The organism is Pseudomonas sp. TZ252 (assembly GCF_056110345.1).
In genome coordinates, this window is record NZ_CM148566.1 from 5,244,043 (window position 1) to 5,264,173 (window position 20,131).

7 protein-coding genes are annotated in these 20,131 nt (G+C 68.4%); 2 read left to right on the top strand and 5 right to left on the bottom strand.

Going from position 1 to position 20,131, the window contains the following annotated elements:
• Positions 1–31 precede the first annotated feature (31 nt).
• Positions 32–13,060, top strand: coding sequence for a pyoverdine non-ribosomal peptide synthetase/polyketide synthase PvdL (gene pvdL / locus ACYAF3_RS24465; protein WP_073658786.1), 13,029 nt, complete (start codon positions 32–34; stop codon positions 13,058–13,060).
• Positions 13,061–13,545: 485 nt separating this feature from the next.
• Here pvdL and ACYAF3_RS24470 read toward each other — a convergent pair whose 3' ends face one another.
• Both ACYAF3_RS24470 and ACYAF3_RS24475 read right to left on the bottom strand, forming a co-directional pair.
• Positions 13,546–14,058: a BRO-N domain-containing protein gene (locus tag ACYAF3_RS24470; protein ID WP_003089651.1), complete on the bottom strand. Its 513-nt coding sequence runs from the start codon at positions 14,056–14,058 to the stop codon at positions 13,546–13,548.
• A gap of 581 nt (positions 14,059–14,639) precedes the next feature.
• Complete coding sequence (locus tag ACYAF3_RS24475; RefSeq protein ID WP_003113065.1) at positions 14,640–14,954, bottom strand: hypothetical protein; 315 nt, start codon at positions 14,952–14,954, stop codon at positions 14,640–14,642.
• Between the two features lie 436 nt (positions 14,955–15,390).
• On the opposite strand from ACYAF3_RS24475, the gene ACYAF3_RS24480 reads away from it, so the two are divergent.
• A complete protein-coding gene (locus tag ACYAF3_RS24480; protein ID WP_128570011.1) occupies positions 15,391–16,407 on the top strand; it encodes an IS110-like element ISPa11 family transposase in 1,017 nt (338 codons plus the stop codon).
• Between the two features lie 509 nt (positions 16,408–16,916).
• Here ACYAF3_RS24480 and ACYAF3_RS24485 read toward each other — a convergent pair.
• From ACYAF3_RS24485 to ACYAF3_RS24495, 3 genes are all read right to left on the bottom strand, one after another.
• Positions 16,917–17,837 (bottom strand): SphA family protein, encoded by a 921-nt coding sequence (locus tag ACYAF3_RS24485; protein ID WP_023130644.1) that lies wholly within the window; start codon positions 17,835–17,837, stop codon positions 16,917–16,919.
• Between the two features lie 32 nt (positions 17,838–17,869).
• Positions 17,870–19,288, bottom strand: a complete 1,419-nt coding sequence (locus ACYAF3_RS24490) for an OprD family porin (RefSeq protein ID WP_003122368.1) — start codon at positions 19,286–19,288, stop codon at positions 17,870–17,872.
• A gap of 81 nt (positions 19,289–19,369) precedes the next feature.
• On the bottom strand, positions 19,370–20,050 hold the full coding sequence (locus ACYAF3_RS24495) for a hydrolase (protein ID WP_003111283.1): 681 nt from the start codon (positions 20,048–20,050) through the stop codon (positions 19,370–19,372).
• Positions 20,051–20,131 lie beyond the last annotated feature (81 nt).

The window sequence follows — 20,131 nt, forward strand, 5'->3', positions numbered from 1 at the left end:
GATTGCAAGCCGAATTCAGGCAGGAAAACACATGATGGACGCCTTCGAACTTCCCACCACCCTGGTCCAGGCCCTGCGTCGCCGCGCTGTCCAGGAGCCCGAGCGCCTGGCGCTGCGCTTCCTCGCCGAGGACGATGGCGAAGGCGTGGTCCTCAGCTATCGCGATCTCGACCTGCGCGCGCGGAGCATCGCCGCGGCCCTGCAGGCCCATGCGCAGCTGGGCGATCGCGCGGTACTGCTGTTTCCCAGCGGCCCCGACTACGTCGCGGCGTTCTTCGGTTGCCTGTATGCCGGGGTCATCGCGGTGCCGGCCTACCCGCCGGAATCGGCGCGCCGCCATCACCAGGAACGCCTGTTGTCGATCATCGCCGACGCCGAGCCGCGCCTGGTCCTGACCACCGCTGACCTGCGCGAGCCATTGCTGCAGATGAACGCGCAACTGTCCGCCGCCAACGCCCCGCAACTGCTCTGCGTCGACCAGTTGGACCCGGCCGTTGCCGAGGCCTGGGACGAGCCGCAAGTGCGTCCCGAGCACATCGCCTTCCTCCAGTACACCTCCGGTTCAACCGCACTGCCCAAGGGCGTGCAGGTCAGCCATGGCAACCTGGTCGCCAACGAGGTGCTGATCCGCCGAGGCTTCGGCATCGGTGCCGACGACGTGATCGTCAGCTGGCTGCCGCTGTACCACGACATGGGCCTGATCGGCGGCCTGCTGCAACCGATCTTCAGCGGCGTACCCTGCGTGCTGATGTCGCCGCGCTACTTCCTCGAACGTCCGGTGCGCTGGCTGGAAGCCATCAGCCAGTACGGCGGCACCGTCAGCGGCGGTCCCGATTTCGCCTACCGGCTGTGCAGCGAGCGGGTCGCCGAGTCGGCCCTGCAGCGTCTCGACCTGAGCGGCTGGCGGGTAGCCTTCTCCGGTTCCGAGCCGATCCGCCAGGACAGCCTGGAACGCTTCGCCGAGAAATTCGCCGCCAGCCGCTTCGACGCGTCCAGTTTCTTCGCCTGCTACGGCCTCGCCGAGGCGACCCTGTTCGTCACCGGCGGCCAGCGCGGCCAGGGCATTCCCGCCCTGGCGGTGGATGGCGAGGCGCTGGCGCGCAACCGCATCGCCGAAGGCGAAGGCAGCGTGCTGATGTGCTGCGGCCGCAGCCAGCCGGAACACGCCGTGCTGATCGTCGACGCGGCGGGCGGCGAGGTCCTCGGCGACGACAACGTCGGCGAGATCTGGGCCGCCGGGCCGAGCATCGCCCACGGTTACTGGCGCAACCCGGAAGCTTCGGCGAAGACCTTCGTCGAGCGTGACGGGCGCACCTGGCTGCGCACCGGCGACCTCGGCTTCCTCCGCGACGGCGAACTGTTCGTCACCGGGCGCCTGAAGGACATGCTCATCGTCCGCGGCCACAACCTCTATCCGCAGGACATCGAACGCACCGTCGAGAGCGAGGTGCCGTCGGCGCGCAAGGGCAGGGTCGCGGCCTTCGCGGTCACGGTCGATGGCGAGGAAGGCATCGGCATCGCCGCCGAGATCGGTCGCGGCGTCCAGAAATCGGTGCCGGCCCAGGAGCTGATCGACTCGATCCGCCAGGCGGTGGCCGAGGCCTACCAGGAAGCGCCGAAGGTGGTGGCGCTGCTCAATCCCGGCGCCTTGCCGAAGACGTCCAGCGGCAAGCTGCAACGTTCCGCCTGCCGCCTGCGCCTGGAAGACGGCAGCCTGGACAGCTATGCGCTGTTTCCCGGCCTCCAGGCCGTGCAGGAGGCGCAGCCGCCGGCAGGCGACGACGAACTGCTGGCACGCATCGGCGAGATCTGGAAGGCCCGGCTGGGCGTGGCGCAGGTAGCGCCGCGCGATCACTTCTTCCTGCTTGGCGGCAATTCCATCGGCGCCGCCCAGGTGGTCGCCCAGGTGCGCGACAGTCTCGGCGTCGCCCTCGACCTGCGCCAACTGTTCGAGGCGCCGACCCTGCAGGCCTTCAGCGCCACGGTGGCCCGCCAACTGGCCGCCGGCCTGCCGGCCGAGGCACCGATGGCGCACCTGCCGCGCGGTGTCGACCTGCCGCAGTCGGCGGCGCAGCAGCGTCTCTGGCTGACCTGGCAGATCGATCCGCAGAGCGCCGCCTACAACATCCCCGGCGGCCTGCGCCTGCGCGGCGAGCTGGACGAAGCGGCGCTGCGCGCCAGCTTCCAGCGCCTGGTCGAACGCCACGAAGCGCTGCGCACGCGTTTCCTCGAGCGCGACGGCGCGGCCTTGCAGCGTATCGACGAGCGGGGCGAGTTCGCCTGGCAGTTCGTCGACCTCGCCGCGCTGGCCGAGCACGAACGCGCCGCGGCTGCCGCGCAGCGCCGCGAAGCCGAGGCGCAGCAGCCGTTCGACCTGGAAAAGGGGCCGCTGCTGCGGGTCAGCCTGGTGCGCCTGGACGAACAGGAGCACCAGCTCTGGGTCACCCTGCATCACATCGTCGCCGATGGTTGGTCGCTGAACCTGCTGCTCGACGAATTCTCGCGGCTCTACGCCGAAGCCTGCGGCGGCCAGCCGGCCGACCTGGCGCCGCTGGAACTGCACTACGCCGAGTTCGCTGCCTGGCAACGGCAGTGGCTGGACGCGGGCGAGGGCGCCCGCCAACTGGCCTACTGGCGGGAGCGCCTGGGCGACACGGCGCCGGTGCTGGAACTGGCCACCGACCATCCGCGCACGGCGCGCCAGGCGTCGCCCGCCGCGCGCTACAGCCTGCGGGTCGACGAAGCCCTGGCGCGGGCTATCCGCGAGGCCGCGCTGGACCATGAGGCGAGTGTCTTCATGTGGCTGCTGGCGGCGTTCCAGGCGCTGCTGCATCGCCACAGCGGGCAGGGCGAGATCCGCATCGGCGTGCCCAGCGCCAACCGCCAGCGCCTGGAGACCCAGGGGCTGGTCGGCTTCTTCATCAACACCCTGGTCCTGCGCGGCACGCCCCGGGCGCGCCAGCCGTTCGCCGCGTTGCTCGGCGAGGCTCGCGAGGCGACCCTCGGCGCCCAGGCCAACCAGGACCTGCCGTTCGACCAGGTGCTCGCGGCCTGCGGCCAGGGCGGCCAGTTGTTCCAGGTGCTGTTCAACCACCAGCAGCGCGACCTGTCGGCGTTGCGCCGGCTGCCCGGCCTGCTCGCCGACGAGCTGCCCTGGCACAGCCGCGAAGCCAAGTTCGACCTGCAACTGCAGAGCGAGGAGGACGCTCGCGGTCGCCTGACCCTGAATTTCGACTACGCCGCGGACCTCTTCGACGAGGCCAGCATCCGGCGTTTCGCCGCGCAATACCTGGAGCTGCTGCGCCAGGTCGCGGAAGACCCGCAGCGCTGCCTCGGCGATATCGCCCTGGTCGACGCCGAGCAGGCGGCGCGCCTCGCCGAATGGGGCAGCGCGCCCTGCGAGCCGGCGCGCGCCTGGCTGCCGGAGCTGCTGGAGCGGCAACTGGCGCAGTCCGCCGAACGCGTCGCCCTGGAGTGGGACGGCGGCAGCCTCGGCTACGCCGAACTGCACGCCCGGGCCAACCGCCTGGCCCACTACCTGCGCGACAAGGGCGTCGGCCCGGACGTGCGGGTAGCGATCTGCGCCGAGCGTTCGCCGCAACTGCTGGTCGGTATGCTGGCGATCGTCAAGGCGGGCGGCGCCTACGTGCCGCTGGACCCGGACTACCCCAGCGAACGCCTGGCCTACATGCTCGCCGACAGCGGCGTCGAGCTGCTGCTGACCCAGGCCCATCTGTTCGAGCGCCTGCCTGGCGCGGAGGGCGTCACGCCGATCTGCCTGGACAGCCTCAAACTCGACAACTGGCCGAGCCAGGCACCGGGCCTGCACCTGCACGGCGACAATCTCGCCTACGTCATCTACACCTCCGGCTCCACCGGCCAGCCGAAGGGCGTGGGCAACACCCACGCGGCGCTGGCCGAGCGCCTGCAGTGGATGCAGGCCACCTACGCCCTCGACGGCGACGACGTGCTGATGCAGAAGGCGCCGGTGAGCTTCGACGTGTCGGTGTGGGAGTGCTTCTGGCCGCTGGTCACTGGTTGCCGGCTGGTCCTCGCCGCCCCCGGCGAGCACCGCGATCCGGCGCGCCTGGTGGAACTGGTGCGGCAGTTCGGGGTGACCACGCTGCACTTCGTGCCGCCGCTGCTGCAACTGTTCATCGACGAACCCGGCGTCGCCGCCTGCGGCAGCCTGCGCCGCCTGTTCTCCGGCGGCGAGGCGCTTCCGGCGGAGCTGCGCAACCGCGTGTTGCAACGCCTGCCGGCGGTGGCCCTGCATAACCGCTACGGGCCGACCGAGACCGCCATCAACGTCACCCATTGGCAGTGCCGCGCGGAAGACGGCGAGCGTTCGCCGATCGGCCGGCCGCTGGGCAACGTGGTCTGCCGCGTGCTGGACGCCGAGTTCAACCTGCTGCCGGCCGGCGTCGCCGGCGAGTTGTGCATCGGCGGCCTGGGCCTGGCCCGTGGCTACCTGGGGCGCCCGGCGCTGAGCGCCGAGCGCTTCGTCGCCGATCCGTTCTCGGCCGACGGCGAGCGCCTGTACCGCACCGGCGACCGCGCGCGCTGGAACGCCGACGGGGTGCTGGAATACCTCGGCCGCCTCGACCAGCAGGTCAAGCTGCGTGGCTTCCGCATCGAGCCGGAGGAGATCCAGGCACGCCTGCTGGCGCAGCCGGGGGTGGCCCAGGCGGTGGTGGTGATCCGCGAAGGCGTGGCCGGCAGCCAGTTGGTCGGCTACTACACCGGCGCTGCCGGCGCCGAGGCGGAAGCCGAGCAGAACCAGCGCCTGCGCGCCGCGCTACAGGCCGAACTGCCGGAATACATGGTCCCGGCGCAGTTGATGCGCCTGGCGCAGATGCCCCTTGGCCCGAGCGGCAAGCTGGATACGCGGGCGCTGCCGGAGCCGGTCTGGCAGCAGCGCGAGCACGTCGAGCCGCGGACCGAGCTGCAACGGCGCATCGCCGCGATCTGGAGCGAAGTGCTCGGCCTGCCGCGGGTCGGCCTGCGCGACGATTTCTTCGAACTCGGCGGGCATTCCCTGCTGGCCACCCGCATCGTCTCGCGCACCCGCCAGGCCTGCGACGTCGAACTGCCGTTGCGCGCGCTGTTCGAGGCCAGCGAACTGGAGGCCTTCTGCGAACAGGTCCGCGCAGCCCAGGCTGCCGGACGTACCGACAGCCACGGCGCGATCCGCCGCATCGACCGCGAGCAGCCGGTGCCGCTGTCCTACTCGCAGCAGCGCATGTGGTTCCTCTGGCAACTGGAGCCGGACAGCCCGGCCTACAACGTCGGCGGCCTGGCGCGCCTGAGCGGGCCGCTGGACGTGGCGCGCTTCGAGGCCGCGCTACAGGCCCTGGTGCAGCGCCACGAGACCCTGCGCACCACGTTCCCCAGCGTCGACGGCGTGCCGGTACAGCGCGTACATAGCGATGGCGGCCTGCACATGGACTGGCAGGACTTCTCCGCGCTCGACCGCGACAGTCGCCAGCAGCACCTGCAGACCCTCGCCGACAGCGAGGCGCACCGGCCCTTCGACCTTGAGAGCGGGCCGTTGCTGCGGGTCTGCATGGTGAAGATGGCCGAGCGCGAGCACTACCTGGTGGTGACCCTGCACCACATCGTCACCGAAGGTTGGGCGATGGACATCTTCGCCCGCGAACTGGGCGCGCTCTACGAGGCCTTCCTCGACGACCGCGAATCGCCGCTGGAGCCGTTGCCGGTCCAGTACCTGGACTACAGCGTGTGGCAGCGCGAGTGGCTGGAGAGCGGCGAGCGCCAGCGCCAGCTCGACTACTGGAAGGCCCAGCTGGGCAACGAGCATCCGCTGCTCGAACTGCCGGGCGACCGGCCACGCCCGCCGGTGCAGAGCCACCAGGGCGACCTCTACCGCTTCGACCTGAGCCCCGAGCTGGCCGAGCGCGTGCGGCGCTTCAACGCCGCCCGCGGGCTGACCATGTTCATGACCATGACCGCCACCCTTGCGGCCTTGCTCTACCGCTACAGCGGCCAGCAGGACCTGCGTATCGGCGCGCCGGTGGCGAACCGCATCCGCCCGGAGAGCGAAGGGCTGATCGGCGCCTTCCTCAATACCCAGGTGCTGCGCTGCCGGCTCGACGGACAGATGAGCGTCGGCGAGCTGCTTGAGCAGGTGCGGCAGACCGTGATCGATGGCCAGTCGCACCAGGACCTGCCGTTCGACCACCTGGTGGAAGCCCTGCAACCGCCGCGCAGCGCCGCCTACAACCCGTTGTTCCAGGTGATGTGCAACGTCCAGCGCTGGGAGTTCCAGCAGACCCGGCAACTGGCCGGGATGACCGTCGAGTACATCGCCAACGATGCGCGGGCGACCAAGTTCGACCTCAACCTGGAGGTCACCGACCTCGACCAGCGCCTCGGCTGCTGCCTGACCTACAGCCGCGACCTGTTCGACGAACCGCGCATCGCGCGGATGGCCGGACACTGGCAGAACCTGCTGGAGGCGCTGCTGGGCGACCCGCAGCGGCGCATTGCCGAATTGCCGCTGTTCGCCGCCGAGGAGCGGAAGCAACTGCTGCTCGCCGGCACGGCCGGCGAGGCAGGGCTCCAGGACACCCTCCATGGCCTGTTCGCCGCCCGCGTGGCGGCCAGCCCCCAGGCCCCGGCGCTGACCTTCGCCGGGCAGACCCTGAGCTATGCCGAACTCGATGCCCGCTCCAACCGTCTGGCGCGCGTCCTGCGCAGTCACGGCGTCGGCCCGGAAGTGCGGGTCGGCCTGGCCCTGGAGCGTTCGCTGGAGATGGTCGTCGGCCTGCTGGCGATCCTCAAGGCCGGCGGCGCCTACGTGCCGCTGGACCCGGAATATCCGCTGGAGCGCCTGCAATACATGATCGAGGACAGCGGCGTACGCCTGCTGCTCAGCCACGCGGCGCTGTTCGAGGCCCTCGGCGAGCTGCCGGCAGGCGTGGCGCGCTGGTGCCTCGAGGAGGACGGCCCGGCGCTGGACGCCGAGGACCCCGCGCCGCTGGCAGCGCTGAGCGGGCCGCAGCACCAGGCCTACCTGATCTATACCTCCGGCTCCACCGGCAAGCCGAAGGGCGTGGCGGTCTCCCACGGCGAGATCGCCATGCACTGCGCCGCGGTGATCGAGCGCTTCGGCATGCGCGCCGAGGATTGCGAACTGCACTTCTATTCGATCAACTTCGACGCTGCCAGCGAGCGCCTGCTGGCCCCGTTGCTGTGCGGCGCCCGCGTGGTGCTGCGGGCCCAGGGCCAGTGGGGCGCGGAGGAAATCTGCGAGCTGATCCGTGCGGAGGGCGTGAGCATCCTCGGCTTCACCCCGAGCTACGGCAGCCAGCTCGCCCAGTGGCTGGAGAGCCAGGGCCGGCAGTTGCCGGTGCGCATGTGCATCACCGGCGGCGAAGCGCTGACCGGCGAGCACCTGCAACGGATTCGCCAGGCCTTCGCCCCGGCGTCGTTCTTCAATGCCTACGGACCGACCGAGACGGTGGTCATGCCGCTGGCCTGCCTGGCTCCCGAACGACTGGAGGAGGGTGCCGCCAGCGTGCCGATCGGCAGCGTGGTCGGCGCGCGGGTCGCCTACATCCTGGATGCCGACCTGGCCCTGGTGCCGCAGGGCGCGACCGGCGAACTCTACGTCGGCGGCGCCGGCCTGGCGCGCGGCTACCATGAGCGTCCGGCGCTCAGCGCCGAGCGCTTCGTGCCCGATCCCTTCGCTGCCGAGGGCGGCCGCCTGTACCGCACCGGCGACCTGGTGCGCCTGTGCGACAACGGCCAGGTGGAATATGTCGGCCGCATCGACCACCAGGTGAAGATCCGTGGCTTCCGCATCGAACTGGGCGAGATCGAGGCGCGCCTGCTGGAGCATCCGCAGGTTCGCGAAGCGCTGGTCCTGGCGCTCGACAGCCCGAGCGGCAAGCAGTTGGCCGGTTATGTCGCCAGCGCGGTGGCCGAGCAGGACGAGGACGCCCAGGCGGCGCTGCGCGAGGCGCTGAAAACGCATCTCAAGCAGCAATTGCCGGACTACATGGTGCCGGCCCACCTGCTGTTGCTCGCCAGCCTGCCGCTGACCGCCAACGGCAAGCTCGACCGCCGCGCGCTGCCGGCGCCCGACCCGGCGCTCAACCGGCAGGCCTACGAGGCCCCGCGCAGCGTGCTGGAGCAGCAACTGGCCGGGGTCTGGCGCGAGGTGCTGAACGTCGAGCGGGTAGGTCTCGGCGACAACTTCTTCGAACTGGGCGGCGATTCGATCCTGTCGATCCAGGTGGTCAGCCGCGCCCGCCAGCTCGGCATCCACTTCAGCCCCCGCGACCTGTTCCAGCACCAGACCGTGCAGAGCCTCGCCGCGGTGGCCCGGCACAGCCAGGCCAGCCAGGCCGAGCAGGGGCCGGTGCAGGGCGACAGCGCGCTGACGCCGATCCAGCACTGGTTCTTCGACCTGCCGCTGGCGCGCCGCGAACACTGGAACCAGTCGCTGCTGTTGCAGCCGCGGCAGGCCATTGACCTCGGTCTGCTGCGCAAGTCCCTGCAACGCCTGGTCGAACAGCATGATGCCCTGCGCCTGGCGTTCCGCCAGGTCGACGGCGAGTGGCTGGCGCAGCATCGTCCGCTGCGCGAACAGGAACTGCTCTGGCACGTTCCGGTGCAATCCTTCGACGAATGCGCCGAGCTGTTCGCCAAGGCCCAGCGCAGCCTCGACCTCGAACAGGGGCCGCTGCTGCGCGCGGTGCTGGTGGACGGCCCGGCCGGCGAGCAACGCTTGCTGTTGGCGATCCACCACCTGGTGGTGGACGGGGTGTCCTGGCGGGTGCTGCTGGAGGACCTGCAACAGGTCTACCGTCAGTTCGCCGAGGGCGCCGAACCGGCGCTGCCGGCCAAGACCAGCGCCTTCCGCGACTGGGCCGGACGCCTGCAGGCCTACGCCGGCAGCGAATCGCTGCGCGAGGAGCTGGGCTGGTGGCAAGCCCGGCTGGGTGGGCAGCCGGTCGAGTGGCTGTGCGACCGCCCGCAGGGCGACAACCGCGAGGCGCTGGCGGAAAGTGTCAGCCTGCGGCTCGATCCGCAACGTACCCGGCAATTGCTGCAACAGGCGCCGGCGGCCTACCGCACCCAGGTCAACGACCTGCTGCTGACCGCCCTCGCTCGCGTGCTCTGCCGCTGGAGCGGGCAGCCGTCGACGCTGGTGCAGTTGGAAGGGCATGGTCGCGAGGCGCTGTTCGACGATATCGACCTGACCCGCAGTGTCGGCTGGTTCACCAGCGCCTACCCGTTGCGCCTGACCCCGGCGCAGAGCCCGGGCGAGTCGATCAAGGCGATCAAGGAACAGCTCCGCGCGGTGCCGCACAAAGGCCTCGGCTACGGCGTGCTGCGCTACCTCGCCGATCCGGCGGTGCGCCAGGCGATGGCCGCGCTGCCGACGGCGCCGATCACCTTCAACTACCTCGGACAGTTCGACCAGAGCTTCGCCGACGCCCTGTTCCAGCCGCTGGACCAGCCCACCGGGCCGATCCACGACGAGCAGGCGCCGTTGCCCAACGAGCTGAGCGTCGATGGCCAGGTCTACGGCGGTGAGCTGGTGCTGCGCTGGACCTACAGCCGCGAGCGCTACGACGCGCAGACGGTGAACGAGCTGGCGCAGGCCTATCTCGCCGAACTGCAGGCGCTGATCGAGCATTGCCTGGAAGACGGCGCCGGCGGCCTGACCCCGTCCGACTTCCCGCTGGCGCAACTGAGCCAGGCGCAACTGGACGCCCTGGCGGTGCCGGCCGGCGAGATCGAGGACGTCTATCCGCTGACCCCGATGCAGGAAGGGTTGCTGTTGCACACCCTGCTGGAACCGGGCACCGGCATCTACTACATGCAGGACCGCTACCGGATCGACAGCCCGCTCGATCCCGAGCGCTTCGCCGCCGCCTGGCAGGCGGTGGTGGCCCGCCACGAGGCGCTGCGCGCGTCGTTCGTCTGGAATGCCGGCGAAACGATGCTGCAGGTGATCCACAAGCCCGGTCGCACCCGCATCGAGTTCCTCGACTGGAGCGAGCTGCCGGAGGACGGCCACGAGGAGCGCCTGCAAGCGCTGCACAAGCGCGAGCGCGAGGCCGGCTTCGACCTGCTCGAACAGCCGCCGTTCCACCTGCGCCTGATCCGCCTGGGCGAGGCGCGCTACTGGTTCATGATGAGCAACCACCACATCCTCATCGATGCCTGGTGCCGTGGCCTGCTGATGAACGACTTCTTCGAGATCTACGGCGCCCTCGGCGAAGGCCGCCCGGCGAACCTGCCGACGCCGCCGCGCTACCGCGACTACATCGCCTGGCTGCAACGCCAGGACCTGGAGCAATCGCGTCGCTGGTGGAGCGAGAGCCTGCGCGGCTTCGAGCGGCCGACCCTGGTACCCAGCGACCGCCCGTTCCTCCGCGAGCACGCCGGCGAAAGCGGCGGGATGATCGTCGGTGACCGCTACACGCGTCTGGACGCCGCCGACGGCGCGCGCCTGCGCGAACTGGCGCAGCGCTACCAGCTCACCGTCAACACCTTCGCCCAGGCCGCCTGGGCGCTGACCCTGCGCCGCTTCAGCGGCGAGCGCGACGTGCTGTTCGGCGTCACCGTGGCCGGGCGTCCGGTGGGCATGCCGGAAATGCAGCGCACCGTCGGCCTGTTCATCAACAGCATCCCATTGCGCGTGCAGATGCCGGCCGCCGGCCAGCGCTGCACGGTACGCGAATGGCTGAACCGGCTGTTCGAGCGCAACTTGGAGTTGCGCGAGCACGAGCACCTGCCCCTGGTGGCCATCCAGGAAAGCAGCGAGCTGCCCAAGGGCCAGCCGCTGTTCGACAGCCTGTTCGTGTTCGAGAACGCTCCGGTGGAAGTCTCGGTACTGGACCGCGCGCAGAGCCTGAACGCCAGTTCCGACTCCGGGCGTACCCACACCAACTTCCCGTTGACCGTGGTCTGCTATCCGGGCGATGACCTCGGCCTGCACCTGTCCTACGACCAGCGCTACTTCGAGGCGCCGACCGTCGAGCGCCTGCTCGGCGAGTTCAAGCGCCTGCTGCTGGCCCTGGCCGACGGTTTCCACGGCGAACTGGAGGCCTTGCCGCTGCTCGGCGAGGACGAGCGCGACTTCCTCCTCGACGGCTGCAACCGCAGCGCCCGCGACTACCCGCTGGAGCAAGGCTACGTGCGGCTGTTCGAGGCGCAGGTGGCAGCCCATCCGCAGCGCATCGCCGCCAGTTGCCTGGAACAGCGCTGGAGCTACGCCGAGCTGAACCGCCGGGCCAACCGCCTCGGCCACGCCCTGCGCGCCGCCGGCGTCGGCATCGACCAGCCGGTGGCACTGCTGGCCGAGCGCGGCCTCGACCTGCTCGGCATGATCGTCGGCAGCTTCAAGGCCGGTGCCGGCTACCTGCCGCTCGACCCCGGCCATCCGACCCAGCGCCTGACCCGGATCGTCGAGCTGAGCCGCACGCCGGTGCTGGTCTGCACCCAGGCCTGCCGCGAGCAGGCGCTGGCGCTGTTCGACGAACTCGGCTGCGTCGACCGGCCGCGCCTGCTGGTGTGGGACGAGATCCAGCAGGGCGAGGGCGCCGAGCACGATCCGCAGGTCTACAGCGGGCCGCAGAACCTCGCCTACGTGATCTACACCTCCGGCTCCACCGGACTGCCGAAGGGCGTGATGGTGGAGCAGGCGGGCATGCTCAACAACCAGTTGAGCAAGGTCCCGTACCTGGAACTGGACGAGAACGACGTGATCGCCCAGACCGCCTCGCAGAGCTTCGACATCTCGGTCTGGCAGTTCCTCGCCGCGCCGTTGTTCGGCGCCCGCGTGGCGATCGTGCCGAACGCCATCGCCCACGATCCGCAGGGCCTGCTGGCGCACGTCGGCGAACAGGGCATCACGGTGCTGGAAAGCGTGCCGTCGCTGATCCAGGGCATGCTCGCCGAAGAGCGCCAGGCCCTCGACGGCCTGCGCTGGATGCTGCCCACCGGCGAGGCGATGCCGCCGGAACTGGCGCGCCAGTGGCTCAAGCGCTACCCGCGGATCGGCCTGGTGAATGCCTACGGGCCGGCGGAATGCTCCGACGACGTGGCGTTCTTCCGCGTCGACCTGGCCTCCACCGAGAGCACCTACCTGCCGATCGGCAGTCCCACCGACAACAACCGCCTGTACCTGCTCGGCGCCGGCGCCGACGACGCCTTCGAACTGGTGCCGCTGGGCGCGGTGGGCGAGCTGTGCGTGGCCGGCACCGGCGTCGGTCGTGGCTACGTCGGCGATCCGCTGCGCACCGCCCAGGCCTTCGTCCCGCATCCGTTCGGCGCGCCGGGCGAGCGTCTGTACCGTACCGGCGACCTGGCGCGGCGGCGCGCCGACGGACTGCTGGAATATGTCGGGCGGATCGACCACCAGGTGAAGATCCGCGGCTTCCGCATCGAGCTGGGCGAGATCGAGGCACGCCTGCACGAACGCGCCGACGTCCGCGAGGCGGCGGTGGCGGTGCAGGAAGGGGCGAACGGCAAGTACCTGGTGGGCTACCTGGTTCCCGGCGAGACACCGCGTTCCAGCGCCGACTCGCCGGCCGGACTGATGGTGGAGCAGGGCGCCTGGTTCGAGCGGATCAAGCAGCAACTGCGCGCCGACCTGCCGGACTACATGGTGCCGCTGCACTGGCTGGTGCTGGACCGGATGCCGCTCAACGCCAACGGCAAGCTCGACCGCAAGGCGCTGCCGGCGTTGGACATCGGCCAGATGCAGAACCAGGCCTACCAGGCCCCGCGCAACGAACTGGAGGAAACCCTGGCACGGATCTGGGCCGAGGTGCTGAAGGTCGAGCGGGTCGGGGTGTGCGACAACTTCTTCGAACTCGGCGGGCATTCGCTGCTGGCCACCCAGATCGCCTCGCGGGTGCAGAAGGCCCTGCAACGCAACGTGCCGCTACGGGCGATGTTCGAATGCACCACGGTGGAAGAGCTGGCCAGCTACATCGAGTCCCTGGCCCCGAGCGAGATCAGCGAGCAGAAGGCCGAGCGCCTGAACGACCTGATGTCGAAGCTGGAAATGCTCTGAGGCACGCGCCCCGCCACAGGACGGATACCTGTGCGGGGCGCGTGGCGGAAAGGCATGAAAAAGGCCCGCCGAAGACGCCCGGGCGTCCTTGGCGGGCCTTTCTACAAATCCGCTCTAGGCAAACCAGCCCTCTGACCTTGAGGGAGAGGGGCGTTCGGAGCGGCGAACCCGCCCGCTAGGCGAGCGTAGCTCCTACAGGGGACGGTCCGGCCGGGAGTCGCGCAGCGTTCGCTTGCGCGGCTTCTCCTTGGTTTCACGACGCATCTTGCGAGGCTGACGGAGGCCCGTCAGGTCCTGGCTGCCCTGGTCATCCGTGTAGAGATCGTCCAGAAGGTTTCGCGTTATCTTCATGCCAGCGGTTTCGTGCTGTCCGTGGGAAAGGAGAGGCTAGGCCCGAGTCGTTGCTCTATTGTTAATGGATGGCGCCGCGCCGCTTAAGCTGGCAGATCTGACAGGCCCCGCCCAACACGACGCCAGAGCGGCGCCTAGAGCGGCCGCAACTTGCGCAACCAGCGTCGCCAACCCAGTTGCACCATGGGCTCGCCCTGGCGTTCGAGGAGGTCGGGCATCTCGCTGAAATTCACCCAGAGCTTGCCCTGCCAGTCGAGCATGTGCACCACCTGGCGCTCCCAGCGCAACTTGACGTAGCGCGGCATGCCGCTGTCGTCGGTGGCGCTGCGCAACTCCGGCACCACCTCGCCGCTGAGCCAGCGGCGCAATTCGCCGCCATCGCCGCGCTGCTGGTAGATCAGCGCGGCATACGCGCCGGACTCGCTGATCAGCCACTGCGCCTGGTCTTCGCCACGTTCGGAACGCAACGACTCCCGGCGCGCCTGGTCGTCGTCCAGGCGGGCGAGCATCTGTTCGGGCTGGCTGTGTTCGATGAGCCGGGCGAAGTCGTCGAGGACGAACCAGGCCTGGTCGTCGATCAGCAGCGCGCGCAGCAATCGCTGCTGTCGGAAGAAGTAGTGCGGGGCAAGCTGGGTATGGCCGTGCATAGGAGAAATCCTTCTCTGAGCTGTCCGCTGCCTGGCTTCTGCCGGCGCGGCAGGGAGACAGGCCGCTCGTGGGTGTTGGGCCAGCAGGCTGTGGCCTGCCGGGAACCGAAGTCGCCGGCGAAAAAAGCCTACTGACAGCGCCTGTAGGACGGCAATGGCTAAGCCTTGTACGAAGTCTCCGATGGCACAAGCCCGCTGAACAGCTAGGCCTATGAGGGTAGGCTCTTGTCCACTGTCTATATGGCGGTGAACTGCTCGCAGCCGAACCTGTTCCCTGAGCATTTCCTGGTTACCTGCGTGGCACTGGGCTGGCCCGGAAAACCTATAGCCATTTGGCGGAAAACAGGAGCGGCGGGTTTTTCCCTGCCAGAAAACCTCTTTTTTCGAGGTCTCGTAACTTGCTGATTTATAGGGGCGTAAGAAATCGTCCGAAAAAAGGGTCGGAAGCTTCGGGCAATTGGCGGCCGTTTCGCGAGGACCGGGACGGCGATCAAGCGTGCCGTTCGGGCGCGAAAGGTCCTGTGATGGGCGATGCCACAAAGCCCCCGGCCAGGCCGGGGGCGTCGCGCCGGGGAGCGGCGCTACAGGCTCGGGTGGCCCGCCTCGATTTCGGACAAGGCATCGCTGAGCAGCGACAGCAACGCACCGTTGATGTAGGCCAGGGTGCCGCCGGGCTCTTCTTTCTCATCGAGCAAACGGGTCATGGCCAGGATGTTGATTGCCGACCTCAGGCGCACTTTCGCGTTGTCGAACAAGTGCGTGGGGAGTGCATGGGTGTCCACGTACAGGGTGGCGCTACGCGGACACATGTCGGCCTGGGAGGTGGGTAGCAGCGGGACGAAGCGGGGGGACGATTCTGTTACCTCGGGGTTGGACGTATCATTCGGCTTAGCCATGGGTCAGCTCCTTTATAAGCTGGTTTGTGGTTAGCGGGTCGTAGGTGTTCCCGCACCTGCGGCCCGCGTCTTTTTTGCCCTCAGAAAATAGAGGGCAGTGCCGTTCGGTCCTGTCCCTGCGGGATGGATTTGCCGGCCCCTCCATCATCCTCCTACTGGGTTTTTATCCAATTCCCGGGCTTCTGAGAGAGCCTGCGGAAATGTCCGGGGGAGCTGTCCGGCGTTTCCAGGGCCTGTAGGGCGAATACCGCCACAGGCGGTATCCGCCGATACCCCGGATAAGCGGCGGATAACCGCGAGCGGTTATTCGCCCTACGGAGTTGGGACGCTGTCCGGCGTTTCCGGGGTGCGTAGGGCAATGAAATGGACTCCTCCCTCCTACGGCGTCAAGCGCCAGACTAATGGTGCAGCCACAAGTCCCGGAGGGGGAGTCAGCATGAACCTTAGTCGCATTGGTCTGGATCTGGCAAAACAAGTATTCCAGGTGCACGGCGTTGATCGTCACGAGCATGTGGTATGTCGTCGCCAACTCAAGCGGGCACAGGTGCGGGATTTCTTTCGCCAACTGCCGCCGTGCCTGGTGGCGATGGAGGCCTGCGGCAGTGCGCACTACTGGGCGCGCGAGTTGCGGGAGCTGGGCCACACGGTACGCCTGATCGCACCGCAGTTCGTCAAACCCTACGTCAAGGGTGACAAGCACGATGCACACGACGCCGAGGCGATCTGCGAAGCCGCCAGTCGTCCGAGCATGCGCTATGTCCCGGTGAAGAGCGCAGAGCAGCAGGCCGTGCAGTCGGTGCATCGGGTGCGCAGTCGTCTAGTGCGGGCCCGCACGGCGTTGTGCAATGAGGTGCGTGGCTTGCTGGGTGAGTTCGGGCTGATCGCGACGCGACGTGGGCGAGCGGCGACGATGGCCTTGCTCGAAACGGTCACGGCTACCGAACCGGCGCCCTTGCCGGCCCCGATGGGCGAGCTGTTGCGTGAATTGAAAGATGAATTGCAGACGCTGGAGGCGCGCATCGCTCGACTGGAGCGACAGATTCAGGCTCACGTACGTGGCGATGCCCGCATCCAGCGCCTGCTGGCGGTGGATGGCATCGGCCCGATCAGCGCCAGCGCCGTGGCGGCATCCGCCGGTGATGCACGGCAATTCCGCACGGGCCGCCAGTTTGCGGCCTGGCTGGGCCTGGTGCCACGGCAGCACTCCACGGGCGGGCAGCAGCGCTTGGGCAACATCAGCAAGCGCGGCGATACCTACTTGCGGACCTTGCTCATCCATGGCGCCCGTGCAGTCGTGCGCTGTTGCGCCAACAAGACCGATGCCCGCAGCCGCTGGCTGCAAGGTCTGCTGCAACGGCGTCCTGCCAATGTCGTCGCCGTTGCCCTGGCCAACAAGAATGCCCGGATCCTTTGGGCCTTACTCAGCCGGGAGACATGCTACCGGCCCGGTTGAGCGTTCCTGCCACACCGTAGTTGAAACATCCACCACGATTGCTCAGTGAATGACAATGATGACGAACCGGTCGAACCGGCCTGCATGAAACCTGGTTTATACGTGGGCTCCCTGCTGCAGTGAAGCAAAGCCGTTAGGGCGATCAGGTATGTAGGCGCGCATTTCATCAGGGCTCGGGAGTTGCAACACCACTCCATGAAGCCGGATATACGGATGCAGTCGTACACAGGTTTGAAATCAAGACAAACACTGGCAAACCGGGAGGAGTCCATATACGAATAACGCCATGGGCGTTATCCGCCGATGTCGCGGATAAGCGGCGGATAACCGCGAGCGGTTATTCGCCCTACGGAGTTGGGGTGCTGTTCGGCGTTTCCAGGGCCTGTAGGGCGAATACCGCCACAGGCGGTATCCGCCGACACCCCGGATAAGCGGCGGATAACCGCGAGCGGTTATTCGCCCTACGGAGCTGGGGAGGTGTCGGCGTTTCCAGGGCGTTATCCGCCGATTCAGAACGCCAGCAGGTAGCGCAGGGTCAGTTGGCTGCCTTCGCTGCGGTTGCGCGCGCCGCTTTCGGCGTAGAGGTTGGCGAACAGCGTTTGCCTGCCCTGGCTGTACATCACCCCCGGGCCTATGCCGAAGACCTGCTCGCGCGAGTCGGCCTGCCGGTGGTCGTCGATGCGGTCGGCGCTGATCTGTTTCAACTGGTAGCCGGCCAGGCCGATCCGCCAGTGCGGGTCCAGCGCGTAGGAGATCGAGAAGTTCGCGTGCAGCGCCTGTCCCGGCTGTACGTCGTTTGCGCCCAGGCGCGGCGAGGGGTCGTCGTTGCGGCTGATCCAGGCGTAGTGCAGGCGGCCGCTGAGTTCCAGGCGCTCGCCCAGTTCCCAGGTGAAGGCGTAGTGCGGGTTGAAGATCCAGGTGTTGCTGCCGGTGTTGATCGCGGCGTCCTTGTCGTAGTCGCCGGTGGGCAGGGAGAAGACGAAGTTCAGGCGCTGCCAGTAGGGGCGGCCGAACAGCGTAGCGGGCCCCCATTGCAGCATCAGCGGACTGACGATCAGGTCGCCCTGGCGGGTGCGCCGGCCGTCCGGGCCGCCGTCGATATCGAGGTCCAGGCGTACCAGCGGCAGCAGCACTTCGGCGCCGTAGTGGGCGCCGAGCAGGGTGTTCTGGCTGAGGTAGGCGAAGTGCGGCAACAGCGTGGTGCCACGAACCCGTTGCCGACCGGGAACCGAATGCCCGCCGGCGTCGCTGGCGTTGTTTGCCCGAACGTATTGCAGGGGCAGTTCGAAGAGCATGCCGGGACGGCTGACGCCGTCCATGAAGCTGGCGTTGCCGAGCGCCAGCGGCGGCAGCGCGACGGCGTCGGCGCGGGCCTCCAGGCAGAGTGCGGCGGAGAGGGCGCCGAAGGTGGGTAGCAGGGCTGCACGCATGAGGGGATTTCTCTTTTTCTGGTTCCGTGGGTTCAGAGCAACCTGATCGGGTAGTCGACCACCACCCGGTATTCGTCGGAGCTGGAGTTGCCGCGGGTGTTGCCGGGGGCGGTGTAGCCTTCGCCGGGGCGGTGGGTGGCCCAGCGCAGGGTCACGCTGAGGCCCTTGGCCGGGCCGGCGGGGAAGGCGTAGCGCAGCGACAGGTCGCGTTCCCAGTGCTGGGCGTTCTTGCCATTGGGGTTGTAGAGGTAGCCATAGCCCGCGCTGTCCGGGTCGACCCGGGTCAGGTCGGCCTGGCCACGGCCGTAGGCGGCGCCGAATTGCCAGTCCGGGGCGGCGAGGAAGGCCAGGCTGGCCTGGTACTGAATCTTCCACGAGCGCTCGCCGGGGCCGTTGAAGTCGGCGTACTGCATGGCGTTGCTTTCGTAGAGGAAGGTCCGGTCGTTCTGCGCGATGAAGTCGAACGGGGTGTCGCCATCGACCTTTTGCAGGCTGAGGCTCAGCGACTGGCCGCCGCCGGCCAGGGTCAGGCCGGCGTTGTAGAGGTCGTTGTCGATCCGGCCGAGCTGGCTGCGGCCCTGGTCGCGGGTCTTGTAGTAATGCAGCCAGGGCGTCAGGGTCAATTGGCTGGAAAGCCGCCACGGCTGGCTGAGGCCGAGGTAGTGCTGGTTCCAGATATCCTCCAGGCGGCCGCTGTAGAGCGTCGCCTGGCTGCCGCCGGGGGCGCTGTAGCTGGCGCCCAGCCAGGCGATGTGCGGGCTTTCGCGATCGGCGGCGATACCGCCCTTGGTGCCGTTGCCGTAGCCGCTGGTGAGATGACTGTGGCCGCTCTGGTTGCGCAGGCGGGTGGCTTCGACGAAGCCGGCGTCCAGTTCGAGCGCGCGGAAATGGTAGTTCTTCAGGGTCACGCCACGGTAGCTCTGCGGCACCATGCGACTGACGCCGCTGGCGATCACCGGGTTCTCCAGCAACTGGTCGCCGATCTTCAGCAGGCTGTCCAGGCCGCGCAGCTTGAGGGCCGCGCCGGCCGCCGAGAAGCTGTCGGCGGGGCGACCGGCGGAGTCCAGCGGCAGCACGCCGGCGCCGCCGCTGCCACCCCCGCCGTCCAGGCGCAGGCCGTAGAAGGCGTGTGCATCCAGGCCGATGCCTATCGGCGTGTCGGTATAGCCGGAGCGGAACGACAGCATCAGGCCCTGGGCCCATTCGCGCTGGTCGCGGCGGGACGGGGTGTCGTGGTTGTCGCGGGCGAAATAGTAGTTGCGGATGAAACCGTTCAGCGTCGAGCCTTCGACGAAGCCCGGCGGCACCTTCATTTCGGCTTTCTGCCGCTGGTTCAGGCCGGTGCTGATGTTGTCGCGATGGCCCAGGGAGTCGTCGGCGAGGGTCGAGCCCGGACCTATGGCAAGGGCAAGGCAGAGCGTAGCCCCGCGCTTCATGGAGGAATCAGGCATGGGTCCGGTCCGTAGTCGTTGCTGTCCACCAGGCTCCTGCTCGGCAAAAGAAGGGGCGTGCAGCCCCTTCCTTCCCATGGATCACTTGCGCTGCGAATCCAGTTGCTCGTGGTTGTTGACCACGGCCTGGGCCTTGGCGTAGCTCTCGATCAGCAGTTGGTAGTGCGGGAATACCGCGCTGTAGGCTTCGGCGAACTGCACGGCGTCGTCGCGGTTCCAGGTGCGCTGGATTTCCGAGCAGACCGCGGCGGTGTCCATCGGCACCACGCCGGCCTGGACCACCCGTGCCAGGGTGATTTCCTGGGCCATCTTGGAGTAGGTGCCGGAGGCGTCGATCACCGCGAACACCTGATAGCCGTCGTGTACCGCGGCGATGCTGGGGAAGGCCATGCACACGCTGGTGATGGTGCCGGCGATGATCAGTTGCTTCTTGCCGGTGGCCTTCACCGCGGCGACGAATTCCGGGTTGTCCCAGGCATTGATCTCACCCTTGCGCGCGACGTACTGGGCGTGCGGCGCGGCCTCGTGGATCTCCGGGATCAGCGGGCCGTTGGGGCCCTGCGGTACCGAGGCGGTGGTGATCACCGGGATCTTCGCCAGGGTGGCGACCTTGGCCAGGGTGGTGGCGTTGGCGCGCAGTTCGGTCATCGGCATGTCCTTGACCGTCTGGAACAGGCCGCTCTGGTGGTCGATCAGCAACATGGCGGCGTTGGCCGGATCGATCTTCGGGGTCTGGCCGTTGAAGTTGGCGGGAGCGCTCATTTCCATTTCCTCTTGCAGGGTGGTCGTCCGTGAATTTCGGGCAAAGCCCGGCCGGGCCCGCGCTTCCTGCGCGGGCCATGT

Bases quoted from the DNA above. Each gene is read 5' to 3' on its own strand.
- ACYAF3_RS24475 (WP_003113065.1), bottom strand. From the start codon at position 14,954: ATGGCTAAGCCGAATGATACGTCCAACCCCGAGGTAACAGAATCGTCC.
- ACYAF3_RS24495 (WP_003111283.1), bottom strand. From the start codon at position 20,050: ATGAGCGCTCCCGCCAACTTCAACGGCCAGACCCCGAAGATCGATCCG.
- ACYAF3_RS24470 (WP_003089651.1), bottom strand. From the start codon at position 14,058: ATGCACGGCCATACCCAGCTTGCCCCGCACTACTTCTTCCGACAGCAG.
- ACYAF3_RS24480 (WP_128570011.1), top strand. From the start codon at position 15,391: ATGAACCTTAGTCGCATTGGTCTGGATCTGGCAAAACAAGTATTCCAG.
- ACYAF3_RS24485 (WP_023130644.1), bottom strand. From the start codon at position 17,837: ATGCGTGCAGCCCTGCTACCCACCTTCGGCGCCCTCTCCGCCGCACTC.
- pvdL (WP_073658786.1), top strand. From the start codon at position 32: ATGATGGACGCCTTCGAACTTCCCACCACCCTGGTCCAGGCCCTGCGT.
- ACYAF3_RS24490 (WP_003122368.1), bottom strand. From the start codon at position 19,288: ATGCCTGATTCCTCCATGAAGCGCGGGGCTACGCTCTGCCTTGCCCTT.